The following is a 13,720-nucleotide window of genomic DNA, read 5'->3' as shown; positions in this document are numbered from 1 at the left end:
TGTTTGGGAAACTGAGTTGCAGAGCAGAGCGTGAGGCAGTCGTTAGGTTGGCAAGCAAGATTGGCTTAAAACAGAACAACCTCAATACGACTTAGGCAGACGTCGTTGATTCAAACGTTGATTCAAATCGCATGCTGATATCAAGCCAGGAACTACGCGTCACCGGAGCACTCGTCGAGATCAAATCAATCCCAGTTGCCGCGTAGGCATGCAACTGGACAAGATCAACACCAGAAGCCTCCAGAACCACAGGCCCTTCAGCTCGCTGCTCTGCCAATAGACGCAAGCGAGGCACCAAATCTTGCAACTGCGCAGGGGAAAATTCATCCAACAGCACACCATTCGCTCCAGCCCGAATCGCCTCATCAGCCTGTTCGGCAGTTTCCGCTTCAATGATGATCTGAGCTGGCCATGGTGCGCTTGTGCGAACAGCGGCGACAGCTGCAGCCATGCCGCCAGCCCAAGCCAAATGGTTCTCCTTGAGCATGGCGGCATCATCCAAACCACAACGGTGATTCACTCCCCCCCCACAGCGAACGGCGTACTTCTCCAAAACACGTAGCCCAGGAGTGGTCTTACGGGTGTCAGCCAAGCGCACAGACGAACCACGCAACTGATCCACGAGTGCGGCAGTTGCAGTAGCCACGCCAGACAATCGCATCGCCAAATTCAGTGCTGTGCGCTCAACAGCCACCAACGCTGAGGCCTGCCCCTCAAGCCGCAGTAAATCTTGGCCAACTGAAACTGAAGCCCCTTCAGTGACGAGAAGCTGCACCCTGGCCTTTGGATCAAGCGCATGCAGCAATGGCTCAACGAGCACTCCACCACAAAACAAACCATCGGCTTTCGCTCGCCAACACGCACGACCATGACAACCACGCAAAGCAGGAGCGGTGAGATCACCACGACCGAGATCTTCTGTCAACCAGCTCTCAAGCCTGCTTCGCAATTCTGGAGTCAGGGTCAGCGAAGGTGTAGAGACTGACATGGAAAACATCTTGCAAACAAAAAGACAATCTTTCGAGGAGTGATTAACTAGGCAGAAAAAAGCATTTTGACACTATGAATTAACAATAGTGAGTTTCCATTGACGCCTACTTGCCAATACAAAAACGCGAAAAGATCCGATCAAGCACAGCTTCTGTGATCTCCTCACCAGTGATCTCACCCAGGCTGCTGATCGCTTGCCGCAGATCAATGGTCCAGAAATCCCAGGGCAACTGGTGCTCTGCTGCTTCCTGACTACGGCCCAAGGCCCCAGCAGCGGCGAGAGCCAAATCACGCTGACGTTGATTAAGAGCAACCACCAACCCCTGCGCTTCGCTGGCCCCACAAGTCTTCAAAACAGCCTCAATCAAGGCCTCTTCTCCTTGCCCCGTGAGTGCGCTCAACATCACATCCACAGCCTTGCCATCAACCTCATTGCCCAGCGAAGCAGCCATTAGAGAAGCAGCCATCGAGGCAGGCTGAAGATCAGCTTTATTACCCACAAGAAGCCTTGGCAGATCATCTGGGATCTGAGCCAACAACGCCGCATCATCGGATGTCCATCCCAGACTGAGATCAAACACCAACACCGCCAAATCAGCTGCAGCGAGAGCCTGATGACTACGGTCTATCCCAAGTTGCTCCAGCGCATCCTGTGTGGCGCGAATGCCTGCGGTGTCTACCAAGGTGATCGGCACACCCTCCAGCACAATCTCGCTCTCCAAGACATCCCTGGTCGTACCAGGAAGATCCGTCACGATCGCCCGCTCCCGGCGGCTGAGGCGATTCAACAGGGAGCTCTTACCAACGTTAGGGCGACCGACCAGAGCCACCTGTAGCCCCTGGCGCAGCACATCACCACGCTTGGCATCTTCAACAAGCTGTTCGAGCTCTCGCCGCACGCACTGCAACTCAAGTAACAACTCAGCACCATCGAGAGGGGGAAGATCCTCCTCAAAATCAACCCTGGCCTCCAGCTCACTGAGCTGATCCAACAACCTTTCCCGGAGGGAGCTAATGCGGCGCTGAATGCCTCCATCGACTCCCGTCATCGCCAACTGGGCTGCTCGACGACTACGCGCCGCCACAAGTTCACTGATCGCCTCCGCCTGGGTGAGGTCAAGCCGGCCGTTGAGCACCGCGCGCTGGCTGAACTCTCCAGGCAGTGCCCGACGCACATGCGGCTGAGCCAACACACGCTCAAGCACCCGCTGAACAGCCATCAATCCACCATGACAGTGGATCTCCACAACATCCTCGCCAGTGAAACTGCGTGGCCCCTTCATCAGCAACACAAGTACTTCATCGATTCGTTCCTTGCCGCTCTCATCCATCACATGGCCATACAACACACGATGACTAACCCAAAGTTGTTGCCCCGGGATCGACACCACACTCCGCCCAACGACCTCAGCCGCTGGCCCAGAAAGCCGCACCACAGCAATACCCCCTTGGCCTGGTGCAACCGCCGTTGCCACTGCGGCAATCGTTTGTTGATGGGGGATTGGAGAAGACATCATCACTGGCACCTTCAGCCCTTCCTACGATCAAAGCCACCCTGCAGCACCATTGCTTCGGTCTGGCCATGATCCAGCAAACCCTCCAGGGCATCAGCAGGCAACTGCGCCGCTGGCTTGTTTGGCTCTGGAAGCAAGAAGGAACGCCAGGGCAACGGGCGCGAGGGGTCGCAGCGGGAGTGTTCAGCGGCTGCTTCCCTTTCTTCGGGTTACAGACACTGCTCGGTGTCGCCTTAGCCAGTGTGGTGCGCGGCAACCATCTACTGGCTGCCATAGGCACCTGGATCAGCAACCCGGTCACCTATTTGCCGCTCTATTGGTTCAACTATCAAGTTGGCTCTTCCCTACTTGACCAAGGGCAAAACAAGTTTGACCTCACTCAACTCAATGACCAAGATCTTTGGACTCAAGGCTGGGCCTTCAGCACTCGCCTTTTACTTGGATCAAGCTTGGTAGGAGCAATCGCAGCTCTATTCGCAAGCTGTGCTGTCTATGGGTTACTCAAAGGGCCAGCAAAAGCAAAATCTCGGCAGCGAATTTATCGCAGACGAAGCCAAAGTAAACATTACTAAACGGAAATTAGCCCACCCAGGCTGAGATCTACTGAATTGCAATCCTCTTAGGAATCAAGCGAAAGGCCTGTTTTGAATGTAAAAGATGATGCGGCTGTCGAGAATTATCTCAATAGCTATAATTATAAAAGATGTAAATATATCGCTATATAATCACAACGTCTAGCTACAGTCAATGTGATCAAAAAGGTTGATGGAGCCATCTCCTCCAACCATGAGTTGGTGAATTTCACGATCCTGAATATCAAGTAAAGGAGCTAAGATAGCTCATGCCTCCACTACCCCCGCAACTGATACGCCGTGCACTTCTGCTCGATGTGGTGCTGGCGTTGGTCTTCCTCAGTCTCTCTGTATTTGCCGAAGAACAGATCTGGCGTTTGATCTGGGGTTGCGGCGCCTTGCTCGCAGTGGTCGATGCCCTAGTAGCCAATCGATTCCTTGATGAAGAAGACCTGGACTGAGGAAAATGACTACAATTTTCTGTATTTAAGCTTTTCCTTTACAACATCTCTATCGAGATGAACTTATTTTTTATAAAATATAGACACTCAAAAAATCAACCCCCAGGAGATAGATCTGGAGGCCGTAAGAGTCAATCCCTTAAAGACCTGAATTAGTCGGGCATGATAAATTTGGCCAAAGACCTTAGGCCATCGATGAGGTGTAGATATCTTCATTGCCATCGTTTCTTGATGTTCATCCTAGCAACTAAAATCTTCTCTAAGGCTATCGTTCTATCAACAGTGATGCAGTATTGAACTCATTAATTCCACCATCAGTCCAGCTGTATGCGATATCCGAATCCACCTGCTTGACCTTCATGCTCTTACGATCTGTCTTGAGAACCTGCCCTCTAGCCTTGAAATTTCCTTTTATTCCATCCTTATTGACTTGAACGTATATTGCTCCAACTTCAAAGCCCCTCTCACTGCAAAATATTTCATCAAAACAAGTATGCACAGTAACTGCATAATCATCAGATACAAAACCAGCACCAGCAGCATAAGTATTTGAACATCTCCAACTGCCTCCATTGATCAAGCCTGACTTTGCACCAGAGGCTAAATTTTCATTCCATCCAATAGCCTCAAATGCTGCACAGCCAGCTTCAGCCCTTACGGGAAGCGTCAAGCCGGCGCCACAGACCATAACTACTGCCAAGAACATAGCCCGGGACAAGACTTGAAATGTGTTCAGCTGTCGGCGCAAGAGCAGTATTGGCTAATTATAGAGTTTACAATGACCAAGATAAGCCAAACCTGTGCACGAAGGTTACCTTACCCAAATCAAGAAATATGGCAGGCATACCATACCCTGCGAACAATAGTTCAAAACCTTTAACCGGGCTAATCACCTCTTTATTTGCAGATAACACATTTCTATTGACTGATGATTGGGCATGACGGAAGCAATTGGTTTAAGAATTATCGTTTTGAAAGTAATCAAATCATTTTGACTGCCTAAAGGTGATTTGATTACTTTGGCGCCCAGCAGTGATCAGTCATCAAGATCACTGCTGAGGATTCTCACTTCACTCAGGTTACTTAGGAGGTCATCAAGGGTCGAATTGATTAAATAAAAGTAGCGAGTGTCGTAGTTATCCCAGAGTTTTTTGGAGGTTGATATTAAAACGACACCTACAAGGTAAAGCAAATGATTTAACTCGTGATTGTGCGACGCTTGACCGCAAGAAAGCCACCAAATGCAATAGGGACAAGAGCTACCAGTGCTGCAATGGCCAGGATAGTAGGAAGTGAAAGGTCTGGCATCGTCTTACTACAAGTGACAGAACTATTTTAATCGAATATCAAGGTCAAAACAGAAGTATCTTCGTCATGTTGCATCAACCAAATCCATTCTTCCTTGTCGATATTGCGTGAATGAATATATTATTATAAATCATTCTATGGTCAAGTGAAACAAATACTCACAGCCCTGCGCTCTGTCATTGTATTAACCATATCTGCAGAGGCTCAATCCACATCCTCCTCCTTTCGGCAGGCTTGCTCAATGATTGTTGACGGTTAAACAACGATTCCTATGCTTTGCCGGTGGATGTCAGGCGCTGACACTGGCAACACGATTTTTGTGTGCAACGCAAGCACTAGCGAAATCTACGAGCCCAACGGACTCTCTCCGGAGTGGCGTGCTGATCCTAAGATCATCAACAAATTCAAGACAAATGTCTGTCAACTGTGATTCAAGCTTTGATTATTTCGATTCTATCCATGAGGCCTGCTTCAATTTAGATATTTATAATGTTTCTGATGGGAGGCCCTTAAAGAAGGGGTAGAATCTAAGCTGCCAAGGTCTTAAGTCTGCCCCTAATGGATCGGAAGCCAACATGAGTAGCAGTGAGAAAGAGCTTGATCTGCGCATTGATCGTCTTCAGAAAGAGTTAGCCTTGGCCGAGCAAGAAAGAGATATTCTACGTGCGACTAAGATGCAGCAAAAGATTCTCATGAAACTCCTTAAAGAGAATCCCTAGAGGCAGGGTTAAAGCCAAGTCGCATAGGGAATTGTTTATATTATCCCCATAGAAACTAACTCTCATTTACAATGAGGCTGACTAAAAAATATATTTGACCTGCATAGAGGTTAAGCAGTGAAATAGGCAAATATTAATCTAGGCACCAATCAAGTAGGATAGGCTGGATAGCTACAAAATTCTTTCACAGACCTCCATCAACTTGCTTCCAAGGGTAGGCCTCAAATAACGCTGACTACAATCAGATTGTTTGCATTGAAAATAGCAACCCAATCACACCTTCACCACTGCTTGGGATGGGGCGCAAATCCTTGTCACGCTCGTTTTGCTTTTATTCCTATTAAGCTAGATACCACGCAAGAGCAATCTCCTATGGCTGTCAAGTTCACCTTTGAATCTCAGACGGAGATTTATTACATGTTGAAGGCCTTAAACCAGACTCAATGGTGTGTTGAGAATGGATTGCTTGAAATGGACAGGAAATCGCTCAAAGGTTTTCAGACATTACGCAAGAAGTTTGCAGACTTCGCATTAGCTAATCCATAGCATAGATCTTCATGAGTAGATTTGCTTGTCTTCCTTTTGCTGACAAGGTTTCTTTGACTTAATTTAAGCAGATTTGCCATGATGGGCACTAATCTAAGGCTTAAACTGACTGGCTAATTCTTGGTTACTAGTGATCTAACTAGGCTTGAGGTCTTCGCATCGACAGTTGGTTGCTTGGCTATCAGCTAGTTTTTTGGAACTTGATTAAGTATGCCCTCAATCATCTCAGAAAAGAATCTAATCCTTCTCTAAATCAAGTCATTTGTGGCGAAGGCCATCACCTCTAATCAAAAGGGCATCGTAAACATGCTTAAAGAAATGGTGACTCCATAACCAACAACAATCTGCTCGTCTTCAGCAGATGAGCAAGAATCAATCAAATTCTTTGCCGCAACTGAAGAGATGGGCCTCAGCGACACGGTCAACTTCAGAGTGGAATCAGCATTCCCACCAGTGACTGTTAGTCTTCTTGTTCTCATTGATCTAGTTTTCTGCCTCTACATGTTCTGCAATAGTCTGGAAGATGGCTTCATCTGATTCACTAAGAGACGGTGCATCTATGTCTTGTAGATCAACTGGTAGACACACCACTTCTTGATCAGACCATTTTCTTGAGAGAGACTTATCTTGCTCTTGAGAAATTGTGTCTAATGTGATAAAGGAAGTTTTATCTCTAACCTGATTCAACTTTCCTCAGTAAGATTTGCTCAAACCAGATCAAGCCGCATGCCCAATACGCAACAAGAGCTTCTCAACAAAATCGATTTTTTTCAGAGTCACGAAGGGATCCTGGTCGGAACTGTCTTCTTAGCTATTCTTTGGTTGATACTCGTTCTACTGGATAAGTACGGAAGGCGAATTGGCCCTCTGGTAGCGAGATCCATCCGAAGGCCCTTATTGCTTGGATTTGGGTCAGCTCTGTATTTGGGTTGGCTGTTACATCTCTTGGAACTGCAAGCTAAGGCCTTATTGCCCATTAAAAGTTCAGCAGTCTCAACTGCTCTGGTGGTGATCGCGCTGGGGTGGGCCACCATCAATCTCGGCCGGGCACTGCTCCTGCAATCGAATCGGATTCAACGCTGGCTGAAGGTGGAAGATCCCAGAGATGAGGCTATGTTGACCGCCTTATTGGATCGGGTATTCACCATTGGAGTCATTATTTTAACTATCGCGGCCCTGATGGTGACTTTTGGAGTCTCTACCGCAGCAGTAGGCGCTTTGCTTGGTGGAGCAGGCATTGGCCTCGGCTTTGGGACACAGCAGATATCTCAGAATTTCCTATCAGGATTCATGCTCTTTTTTACTCGTCCGTTCTCAGAAGGTGACTGGATTAGCACCTCAAACTTTGATGATGGAACAGTTGAGAAAATTGGCTGGTATCACACCCGCATTCGCACCTTTGATCGTCGACCACTCTATATACCAAATTCGATCTTTGCGACTACTCCGATTGAGAATCCTGGACGAATGTATAATAGAAGAATCAAGGCCAGCATTAGCCTTCGCTACGAAGATCTGCCCCGTATCGAGACAATTACCAATAGTGTTAGAAGTCTGCTAGTAAACCATCCAGACATAGATCAAAAACAGAGCATCTTGGTGAATTTCAACGAATGGGATAACTCCTCGATCAACATGATGGTGTATTGCTTTACTAAAACAACTGTTTGGAAAGACTGGTTAGATATTCAACAGGAGGTCTTCCTCCAGATTGCAGACATTGTTCAGAAAGCTGGTGGTGATTTTGCGTTCAATTGCACCACCCTCTATCCGGCGCCAAGCCTGAACGATGATAATCCAATTAGTCGCTTGGGTGAAGATCTAAAATCGAACAGATCACTGCAGTAAAAAAGGCTCGAAACTATTTTTCTAGACATGAGTTAAACGGCTCCAGGTAATTGATGTGCGGCTGGAACAAAGCCCAACCATTAGATTTCATTCGCGAAGAATAATTTTCCTCTCAATCTCATATGTTGTAAGCAAGGCATGCCAAAATCGAATTAACATGTCATTATCCACATCTATCAAAAGCATGGCCTAAGATTTAGGTTTATAGTTTATTTCCTTTTACATAGGGTGAGTTATCATAGGCTTTGGTTAATAACTGACGATATTCTGGATGCCATTTAAGATTAGGACGGCTTCGACGTGCATGAAGGAGCATAATAACTCCAAAAATGAGCACCAATGACGCCTGACAAGAGGCTAAAAGTGGAGAATCACTGAACAGATTAAGCATCGGGCTTCATTGACTATCAATATCATTATATTGGCTAGTCAAGAGGAGATAAAAATCAATCAAGTTTTTGCTTGATCGACTTATTGGCTTGATCAAGCCATATGATAGATAGTGCCCTAATTAGAGATTTAAAATCAGCGTTTAAAAAGCCATGAGAATACGAATAAGAAAACTTACCGCATTCTTTTTCTTCCTCATATTTCTACATGCCCATTAAGAAGATGCTATGCAAGATTTAATCTCAGCGTGTGGCTTTCATCTAAGGGTACTCATCCATATACTCGATCAAGCAATCACCTCAATTACTTCATAGTTTAATATCCTTATGTCTAAAGTTGCCTAGCCGAATGAGACAGTGGCGCACATAATAGATCCTGAATAAAATACATTCTAAGTGCTTCAGGAAATACTTAGCCTAATAAATTCTAAGGAAATGATTTTATTAAATACAGCAAGCACAAGGATAGCAATGAATTACGAGAAGATAGGTCTGCAACCAAATGAAGATTTTCCGAAACATATCTCTTCCCAACAAGTCTTTGATATTTCATATTCTATTATGCAGTCTGGTAAGCCGCTCTTAAGGCCTGCCGACAAAATTAATTCTGTTTTTTGATCTACTTCCAAGCGCTCACAGAGAACTCTGACCTAAGCAATGGCTTCTACAAGTTGATGTCGACAAGCCAATATACCTTAACAATCATCATCTTTAATGATAAACCACTTGGCTATTGAGAATTGCCAGGTTTCTTAGTTTAAGATCTATTTGAGTGTTGTTAGCAGCTTAAAGGCTTTGGTGATTTCATCCCACCATCTACTTTTGAAGTCAAAACATGGTTAATTTAAGATCGCAGAATCAATTACATGCTTTAAATTTTCCTTTTCCTACTTTACATTGTGGACATTTCCAATCTCTGGGCAAATCAGCAAAGCTCGTGCCTGGTGGGATCCCATTTGTCGGGTCACCAACCCTTGGGTCATAGACATAGGTGCAAACCTTGCAGGCGTACTTTTTCATTGTTCCATTTGAGCTGGTGCTTAAGCTAGTATAGTGGCTATTAAGCTATTACTGTGAGGATTAAAAAGTAGATTATGGATTCCATTCCTTGGGACATAATTGGGGCTCTCATAATATTGCTAGTGGGTGTAGGATGGTTTTTGTACTACATATTTACGATGGATAGTCAAGAGTAGTTCCTTCTTCTCAACCTATTGCACTCTTAAAGCATTTGCGGATGAGTATAGATAGATAGTTCAAATCCACTACCATCAAGATATCATGCCCACATGTTATTTCATCGGCATCTTGTTCTAGGTATTGCAACGATAGTCTTTGTATATCCTTTAAGGGTGATTTGCTTTTGGCTGCTTAATCTGATACAGCACAATTTGGCAGAGCTTATTCTTTGCAGAATTCATCCCTCTAGCAGGTCTCATACAGAGCGTTTCCCCAATGGACAACAAAAATCTACTTCGAGTATCAACGCTAAGATATTATTTGGCTAATGATCGAGTTGATTTAAGTGAGCAAAGGATCCCAGCAAGATTAATATTCTCCTGCAAATCATAAAAAGTGCTTCTTCATAGTCAGAGAACTTCAGCAGGAGAATAAACCGTATCTTTAAGACGATTTGAAACTCGATTGAGCCGGCACGAGATATCTAGTGTGTGGTCGTAAAATATTAATCTCTTTTAATGAGTGAAAGCCATGTATGTCTGCTAAGTATTAGAAGTAACAACTATTTTTTGGGTTGACTTTTTGATACCTAGATCTCTTTCTCTTAGCTCTAGTTTCTGGCAACATCTGAGAAATACAACAGTCGCCAAAGAGTGCACAACAGGGCAATGGCAATGATCAACGCAATAGGATGGCCCATATAGGCTTAGCAACATATAATCACTATTATAGAACTAAGTCAAGGCCTGAGTCTATATCTTGATTCTCAACAGTATGGTAGAGGCTTGTTTTCGATCATTTCAATTTTAAACCGGTAATCATATTACCTTTTAGGTAAAGCCACCTTGAATAAGGTTAATACTCATTCGGCTTGTCCAGTAAAGCTCCGTCTGTAATCTTTTGCGCGAGACATTTTCTTGATCCTTCCCTTTACCTCCCTAACCATTTTCATTTTCCCTTTACATTTACAACCTGCCAATCCCCTCGATAGACATGTGCACTATTTAAATTTATGAGTGTTTATACAGATTGCCCCGATCCATTTCTCGGCGATACTTTAATAATATTAATATCTTTTACCATGAAATTTACTTTTGAATCCCAATCAGAAATTTATTACATGCTAAAAGCATTGAATGAAACCCATACTGCCATAGAAAATGGGCATGTGGGCCTAATCAATGATCAAACTCGTAAAGAATTTGATTCATTGAGAGATAAATTTCAAGACTTTGTCCTTTCCAATCTCTAGCTGTTAAAGCGCCTACTGGTCCGCATAATTGATTGGGCATTAAAGATAGAGCTCCCTTACCTAGCTTTTACTTCAAAGGTCATTTTAGCGGATCACTTATCCCACTGCCTCAAAGTGTGTCATAAGTGACCTTACGCTCCAGGGGAATGCCTTCCCTTTTTTTGCAGGTGAAGCTTTTTGCCTTTTTTAGATGAGTAAAAGCACACTACTGCTTATATTTCTATAAGAAGTGTTGGGTATTATTGCCATAACCTCGGATTCAAAGTATGCTGCTATTGGCAATATATTGATTGAATCATTGACCCACTTTGATTGAATTCACAACGACCTATTTCTTTATAGAAAAGATCGTAAGTTCGCAAATTATTTTCTATCAAGAAAACTGTCTCTAATCTTTCTTGCTTGAGGGGAGAAGCCAGCTCATCTATAAAAAACACATTGGCTCGACTGACAACTTTCAAATATCACATACAAATAATCGCAAAGTCTATCGACTTGTTTTTCAAGCTAGCTCATAGATGATGATTCAATTGATCATCACCAGAATAATATTTAAGAATAGAGCCAATTAAATTAAAAGCTTACCTTTTCGCGTTAAAGACTGTTATTATACAATCAATCAAGTGCTAGACAGTTGAGAACATTATCAAGGCTCCCGATTTTAATGACAACACTGCTTTCATTTCTATTCTCTGCTCCAGCTAGTGCTCAGGCTCAATCACAACAAGACTTCAGCATCAAAATCAATAGTGACAATGGAAATACTTATTTTTTCCGTCAAGCTAATGTTGCGTGTGAAGATAAAGTTGGTGCTTATCAATTCCCTAGATCAACTTGGTGTCAAGCGAATGGTTTTTCAGAAGACCTTACGGGGCAACGAAAACCTTACACTGGTTGGAAACTTTGTGCCATTACATCTCGATATCTTGCCCCCCCAGAATATACTAATATCAATTCAGTGACCTGTACAGCTGCGCGCAAGGCCGGAAAACTTCCTGAGCTGATTGAGTAGTGTTGCAGTTGTTTGTTTTCTGCTTATCTAAGAAGCCACCAGGCTTCATGTTTCCAACTTCTTCTTTTGGCTATCAACTTTTTGCTTAGGATTAAATTGTTAGAAGCTTTTCTATCATCAAAAGTTTTTCCTTTATGAACCCTTGCAAAAATGATAACGCCAATAATGATTGGCAACTATGGCTAGATGCCCTTTCCTTGCTTTCAGTTTTTCTATTATGCCGTGTAGCAGATTAAAGCAATTCGTTTCGCAATATTCTTATTGTATAAGTGCATGCATCAACGCAGAGGTAATCCTATAAAGTGGAAATTATATGTTAATAAAGCCAACTTAAATCTCTCTTGAATACTGCTTTCAGCAATGCCACCGGGCGCAATGTTGTCAGAGTGATGTAGAGAAGCATACATGATTATTACGAATTCATTTACTTATCCATTCGTCAATGCCCCTGGATTGGCCATATTCTCAACAGTGTTTGTGCAACTAATGGACATTGATCTACATTTCAAGAGAAATGTCTGCTGAGCTTGGTTCAAGCACACTGGAGCTCCCCGAAGCTCCAGTAATCTCTATCTCATAGTCTCTTGCAATGCAGCAACGGATTTTCCAGTTCATTGACTTGGCAGCCATGAAATGGCTCATTTCTTTTTTGAACAAAGAATTTGCGTGTGCTTGCTGAAGCGAATGGTGATGCAGGCATCCAAGCTAGTCAGGCATATTTTACACATGTATCAGTGTTCTGGTTGCTTACTTTCTATCTCAGGCTATCGACAAGGCCATGTCATGAATGGTTGGGATAGCAAGCTAATTTGCCTTTCTGTCTATAAACAGAAGATCGCAATTAGTGGGCAAGCAGCAGTTGGGAGCTTTTAGCAACACTTAGGTTATCCGGCTCTTCGTCTATAAATTCTTCAAAGCTTCTGGTTGCAATCTTTTGTGCTTGCATCTACTTTGACCCATCTAAATATGGATGATTGATCGGTCTTGATCGAGCCAGCATTGATTGGCATCAGGGATTGTTTTGCCCTTGTTTGAACTTTAAAGCTGATCAAGACGACTGGATATGCTTGATCACGTGGCCAAACCATCACCAACTGAGCAGAAGAACCGCAAGCGCCCACGCTTTTGGCTTGGACCTTTGTTGGTGGGTGGGTGTTTTGCCCTGGGCTATGGCATAACCCAGAGGATCATGATTCTGCGTGGGAACACGCAGCAGCCTCAGCAACAGTCTTTTGGACCGACTCCTTTTCCATTCCCTGGAGAGCGCCTAGAAGGACTGCGTCGTCGGCATGGTGGCAGAAGTGCAGACCTACAGGCGGACGTCGCTGCCAAGGAGGCCAAAATTGCAGCCAAACGTAAGGCCAAAGAGCAGGCTGAGAAGCAGGCAAAGCAGCAAGCAGAGAAGTTGGCTGCTGCTGCTCTTCGCCGTGAACAGGAGCTTCAAGCGATTCGCCAAGCCACAGAAGCCGACTCGGCAGACCCCGGTCTGGCTGACCCTGCTCTGGCTGCTCCAGAACTGCCTGCACCAATCAACCCTCAGGGAACCAGACCTGCTCAACCTGTAGCTCCAAAGCCCAAGCCTGCAAGCTCACCAGCATCAAACTCTTTTGGCAGGCCAACGCCGCCTCAGCCAGTAGCTCCAAAGCCCAAGCCTGCAAGCTCACCAGCATCAAACTCTTTTGGCAGGCCAACGCCGCCTCAGCCAGTAGCTCCAAAGCCCAAGCCTTCAAGCACACCAGCATCAGATTTCCTTCGCAGGAGAGACTCCCCTCAACGGCCGTACTCGCCAGTATCAGACTTTCTTAGGAGGAACTATCCCTAAAAGCCCTTGAACGTGATCACCCCATTTCCAAGCGACCCACCTCATACTTTGACAAGGCCTCCCAACGCTCCTTAAGTGCTTTGATTGCGAGTTGGATCTGCCACAGTT

General features: G+C 44.8%; 11 protein-coding genes. 5 read left to right on the top strand and 6 right to left on the bottom strand.

The genetic code is table 11. The features are described from left to right. Positions 1 to 91 precede the first annotated feature (91 nt). Together nadC and mnmE are read right to left on the bottom strand one after the other, a co-directional pair. A complete protein-coding gene (gene nadC / locus SIB68_RS09775) occupies positions 92 to 997 on the bottom strand; it encodes a carboxylating nicotinate-nucleotide diphosphorylase (RefSeq protein ID WP_063401074.1) in 906 nt (301 codons plus the stop codon). Positions 998 to 1,094: 97 nt separating this feature from the next. Next, a complete protein-coding gene (mnmE, locus tag SIB68_RS09770) occupies positions 1,095 to 2,507 on the bottom strand; it encodes a tRNA uridine-5-carboxymethylaminomethyl(34) synthesis GTPase MnmE (protein WP_155725000.1) in 1,413 nt (470 codons plus the stop codon). Between the two features lie 65 nt (positions 2,508 to 2,572). Between mnmE and SIB68_RS09765 the strand changes: the two genes are divergently transcribed. Then, on the top strand, positions 2,573 to 3,076 hold the full coding sequence (locus SIB68_RS09765) for a DUF2062 domain-containing protein (RefSeq protein WP_063401076.1): 504 nt from the start codon (positions 2,573 to 2,575) through the stop codon (positions 3,074 to 3,076). Positions 3,077 to 3,345: 269 nt separating this feature from the next. Then, on the top strand, positions 3,346 to 3,537 hold the full coding sequence (locus tag SIB68_RS09760; RefSeq protein ID WP_063401077.1) for a hypothetical protein: 192 nt from the start codon (positions 3,346 to 3,348) through the stop codon (positions 3,535 to 3,537). Between the two features lie 265 nt (positions 3,538 to 3,802). Here SIB68_RS09760 and SIB68_RS09755 read toward each other — a convergent pair whose 3' ends face one another. After that, a complete protein-coding gene (locus SIB68_RS09755) occupies positions 3,803 to 4,207 on the bottom strand; it encodes a Paralytic/GBP/PSP peptide (protein WP_236069125.1) in 405 nt (134 codons plus the stop codon). 1,213 nt (positions 4,208 to 5,420) lie between these two features. Between SIB68_RS09755 and SIB68_RS09750 the strand changes: the two genes are divergently transcribed. Continuing rightward, positions 5,421 to 5,564 (top strand): hypothetical protein, encoded by a 144-nt coding sequence (locus SIB68_RS09750; RefSeq protein ID WP_155725002.1) that lies wholly within the window; start codon positions 5,421 to 5,423, stop codon positions 5,562 to 5,564. Positions 5,565 to 6,836: 1,272 nt separating this feature from the next. After that, the gene (locus tag SIB68_RS09745; RefSeq protein ID WP_063401080.1) at positions 6,837 to 7,958 is read left to right on the top strand and encodes a mechanosensitive ion channel family protein; all 1,122 of its coding nucleotides are present in this window, start codon (positions 6,837 to 6,839) and stop codon (positions 7,956 to 7,958) included. A gap of 1,247 nt (positions 7,959 to 9,205) precedes the next feature. On the opposite strand, the gene SIB68_RS09740 is transcribed toward SIB68_RS09745, so the two are convergent. Further along, positions 9,206 to 9,367, bottom strand: a complete 162-nt coding sequence (locus SIB68_RS09740) for a rubredoxin (RefSeq protein ID WP_074159238.1) — start codon at positions 9,365 to 9,367, stop codon at positions 9,206 to 9,208. Positions 9,368 to 11,442: 2,075 nt separating this feature from the next. On the opposite strand from SIB68_RS09740, the gene SIB68_RS09735 reads away from it, so the two are divergent. Continuing rightward, positions 11,443 to 11,790: a hypothetical protein gene (locus SIB68_RS09735; RefSeq protein WP_236069127.1), complete on the top strand. Its 348-nt coding sequence runs from the start codon at positions 11,443 to 11,445 to the stop codon at positions 11,788 to 11,790. 1,187 nt (positions 11,791 to 12,977) lie between these two features. Here SIB68_RS09735 and SIB68_RS09730 read toward each other — a convergent pair. Further along, positions 12,978 to 13,319, bottom strand: a complete 342-nt coding sequence (locus SIB68_RS09730) for a hypothetical protein (RefSeq protein ID WP_063401085.1) — start codon at positions 13,317 to 13,319, stop codon at positions 12,978 to 12,980. Then, positions 13,320 to 13,532, bottom strand: a complete 213-nt coding sequence (locus tag SIB68_RS09725) for a hypothetical protein (RefSeq protein WP_063401086.1) — start codon at positions 13,530 to 13,532, stop codon at positions 13,320 to 13,322. Between the last annotated feature and the right edge of the window lie 188 nt (positions 13,533 to 13,720).

The sequence above is a fragment of the Prochlorococcus sp. MIT 1323 genome, from assembly GCF_047304905.1.
Lineage (GTDB): Bacteria > Cyanobacteriota > Cyanobacteriia > PCC-6307 > Cyanobiaceae > Prochlorococcus > Prochlorococcus marinus_D.
Note: the sequence above shows the minus strand (reverse complement) of the source record. Positions and strands in the feature narration are given on the sequence as shown.

What these genes read in the sequence shown, in the direction of transcription:
- nadC (WP_063401074.1), bottom strand. Translation starts at nt 997, where the DNA reads ATGTTTTCCATGTCAGTCTCTACACCTTCGCTGACCCTGACTCCAGAA.
- mnmE (WP_155725000.1), bottom strand. Translation starts at nt 2,507, where the DNA reads ATGATGTCTTCTCCAATCCCCCATCAACAAACGATTGCCGCAGTGGCA.
- SIB68_RS09765 (WP_063401076.1), top strand. Translation starts at nt 2,573, where the DNA reads ATGATCCAGCAAACCCTCCAGGGCATCAGCAGGCAACTGCGCCGCTGG.
- SIB68_RS09760 (WP_063401077.1), top strand. Translation starts at nt 3,346, where the DNA reads ATGCCTCCACTACCCCCGCAACTGATACGCCGTGCACTTCTGCTCGAT.
- SIB68_RS09750 (WP_155725002.1), top strand. Translation starts at nt 5,421, where the DNA reads ATGAGTAGCAGTGAGAAAGAGCTTGATCTGCGCATTGATCGTCTTCAG.
- SIB68_RS09745 (WP_063401080.1), top strand. Translation starts at nt 6,837, where the DNA reads ATGCCCAATACGCAACAAGAGCTTCTCAACAAAATCGATTTTTTTCAG.
- SIB68_RS09740 (WP_074159238.1), bottom strand. Translation starts at nt 9,367, where the DNA reads ATGAAAAAGTACGCCTGCAAGGTTTGCACCTATGTCTATGACCCAAGG.
- SIB68_RS09735 (WP_236069127.1), top strand. Translation starts at nt 11,443, where the DNA reads ATGACAACACTGCTTTCATTTCTATTCTCTGCTCCAGCTAGTGCTCAG.
- SIB68_RS09725 (WP_063401086.1), bottom strand. Translation starts at nt 13,532, where the DNA reads ATGCTGGTGTGCTTGAAGGCTTGGGCTTTGGAGCTACTGGCTGAGGCG.